The sequence below is a fragment of the Bartonella sp. AP280QHHD genome (genome assembly GCF_042196125.1).
Classification (GTDB): Bacteria; Pseudomonadota; Alphaproteobacteria; order Rhizobiales; family Rhizobiaceae; genus Bartonella.
On the sequence record NZ_JBHIPQ010000022.1, the window covers coordinates 1 to 2688 of the forward strand.

Below are 2688 nucleotides of genomic sequence, written 5' to 3' on the forward strand. Positions count from 1 at the left end.
CGTACCGGTAAATTTGGCAAATTGTGGCTCCGCATCCCCTGCTCCTGGCGCATGTTTCTTTACTGAATGAAACAAGGGAAGACCTTGCAAATAACTCACATCAAAGGTCCAAGTCCCCCCCAACATCTGGCGCGAATGCGAAATGCCAAAATTGGCGACGCTATATTGACGGCTGCCCACTTCAATCTTATTGCCAAGAAGGTAATTGTTGGTTCTTTTATAAGAAAGACCCAAATTCAAGGTTGTAAGGGAAACACTATCACGGTAAAGAACCCTGCTTGTACTGGCGTGCAACTCACTGGAATCCCCCGTCGTCTCAATATCGGTAAAATTGCCAGGGATTATGCTTTGGTAATTATAAACAGTGCCATTCAATCCAAAGGTCCAATAACCGTACGGAATACTCACACTCGCTGAAATGTTATTGCTATGTCCTTCTTGCTTGCTCCCACCCCAATAATCTGTCTGACTGCGCTGATAGTTAAAATCCCACGCATCATTCATCCCTAAAATATTTTCTACCCTCAAGCCCGCACTATAACGCGCATAACCCGTAGAGGCTTGTCCCATATTGTCATGAGAAACAGTAACCTTGAACGTTTTATCGGGATGATTGTTAATATTGACAATGGTGCTCCCTTCTTCACGCCCTGGAAGAAGTTCGCTTTGAGCATGTGCTGAACTCAAACGGTTGATCTGATCAAGCCCCTGTTCAATATCGCGCATGTTCAGAACATGACCTTGAAGCCCAGGAAAAGCACTCCATACAACATTGTTATAACGAGACGCCGGTGAACCATTATAGTAAATCTCTGAAAGCTTGCCCTCAATGACAACAAATTTGAGCGTCTTGCTGTTTTTGATATCTTGATCAGGAATGTAAAAACGTGCCGTTACATAGCCTTGATCCAAATAAACTTTGGTTAACTTCTTGATTAAGAGCTGAATATCAAAAAGACCAATACATCTTCCAACATAAGGCTCTGTTACGGCTGATATAGAGCGCTTTTTGACATGGTGCACTCCCTCAACAACAACAGCATGAATGGGAAAACATTGCTTCCCACCCAAAAGCGTTTCTGGATTTTGCTCTGAAGGCGTCTTGATCCTTTTAGGCGTTAAAGCGCGTAATTTCTCAATTCTTTCTAATTGCTGCTTTTCTGAATACCTACGAGAAAAATTATCGGTTGGGGAATGAAAAATAGCTGAGGAGCGCGCATAAACATTTACACCTGTAAACAAGCCAAAGAAAACAAAAATGGCACGAAAAATTCTCAAAAGAGAACTTTGGCGTAAAAATATCAATAACAATACAGATTGCCCCCGCTTTGCATTATTCATGAAGCACTCTTTAAAAGAACTTCATGAAACCTCTAACAAGTCCACTCAAAACAGCCACTGCCCTATAACGCTTTTAACAAAAGCACATGCCTCTGTGACCAAAAAAGTGACACCCAAAAACTGCTTTATTTTAACTGCTGAAGATCTCTCCCCCACATTTATATAAAAAGACCTTTAACCAAAACTGTTTAGCCCGTCAATGGTTAATACATCAATATCCCCAGTTTAATGCTACAATATATTTATCAATAATTAGAGATAAATTCACTCTCCAGCCCCTCTAAGCCACTCAACACGCATATAAACGAGACATCATGCGATCAAGCACATCCTGTCGTCAAAAACAACAGCATAAAACAATAAGAAATCTCTTTTGAAGTCTTTAAGATAACCACGCAAAACTCTTTTTATGGCATTCTCATCAAGGAACTTTTTTCCAAAAGCAAATGATCTGAGTGACCTTATCAGAAGAGTTTTGTCAGTCTTGTCAGTTCATTCTAGCTCCTATATTATTTTTTTTAAATGAGAGAAAATTAAAAACATTATATTTCAATATGTTAGTATTTTAATGATACAACCTATATCGACAATACAACCTTAAATACAATCCATAATATATATTTGTCAGTTTGTGTCAGGAAATTAAACTGACAAAATAGACTATTTTAGTGACTCATAAAACCTATCAAAATACTCATTATGATATTTTAAAAGCACATAGTTCATTTGTCTTGATGAACACGTGAAACGAACAGCAAAATTCACTATTTTGCTGATCTTACCTCATGTCATAGGCTGTGGATAAGTAGCCTTTAATAAAATTTCTTTTTAAGCAGGTTGTGGGTCTTTAGCACCCTTTTTTTATTTTATTATTGCTATTTGTTTTAAATAGATCTAGCAGATTCTATTTAAAGTTTTTTAACACCGATAGATCAACGCTTATAAAGCGGTGGGGTTTTATTATAAATGCTTCAATCTCATAACAAACCACTGACATTACGCTCTCTGTTACAATCCTACCGTGATCATACAGAAAGTGCGCGCGATAGAGGAACTTCTTTTGAAAAGTTTGTAATTGCTTATTTGACGCAAGACCCTCTACAATGCCAAGAATATGAAAAGGTTCAAACCTATTGTGAATGGGCAAAAGAGCATGGGGAAGATGGGCGTGATATTGGCATTGATCTGGTTGCTAAAATTCGTGATGAAGAAGGATATGCGGCTATTCAATGTAAGTTTTATAGTGCAAATCATCAGATCAAGAAAGAAGATATTGATAGCTTTATTGCTGCCTCGGGAAAAAAGATCTTCACACGCCGTATTCTGGTTGATAGCACCGAAGGTAAT

Annotated in this window: 2 protein-coding genes; one reads left to right on the forward strand and one right to left on the reverse strand. The window is 38.2% G+C overall.

What is annotated here, in order from left to right:
- On the reverse strand, nucleotides 1-1341 hold a 1341-nt coding region (locus tag ACFIMK_RS02980; RefSeq protein WP_375683017.1), incomplete at its 3' end, for a ShlB/FhaC/HecB family hemolysin secretion/activation protein.
- 966 nt (nucleotides 1342-2307) lie between these two features.
- Here ACFIMK_RS02980 and ACFIMK_RS02985 point away from each other — a divergent pair.
- Nucleotides 2308-2688: restriction endonuclease (locus ACFIMK_RS02985; RefSeq protein WP_375683018.1), on the forward strand; the 381-nt coding region annotated here is incomplete at its 3' end.